Below are 245 nucleotides of genomic sequence, written 5' to 3'. Positions count from 1 at the left end.
CATCAGCAGATTCAGGCCACCGCGACGGCGGCGGGGATTGCGCCGGGGCACACCTTCACGTTAACCAACGCGCCGTTCTTCAGCGACAACGGTGAGTATCTGGTGACGGCGGCGGGTTACCACCTCGAAGAGAACCGCTACGCCAGCGGCGAGGGGGAGACCATTCACCGCACCGATTTCACGGTCATCCCGTCGGCGGTGGCCTACCGCCCGGTGCAGAGCACGGCGTGGCCGCGCACCTACGG

1 pseudogene is annotated in these 245 nt (G+C 66.9%); it reads left to right on the top strand.

Annotated features, from left to right (window positions below):
* Positions 1-245, top strand: a pseudogene (locus KK102_RS22130) (type VI secretion system Vgr family protein); the annotation flags it as partial.

Source organism: Enterobacter quasimori, assembly GCF_018597345.1.
GTDB lineage: Bacteria > Pseudomonadota > Gammaproteobacteria > Enterobacterales > Enterobacteriaceae > Enterobacter > Enterobacter mori.
The sequence above is the reverse complement of the archived record's forward strand: the minus strand, read 5'-3'. Positions and strand labels throughout refer to the sequence as shown.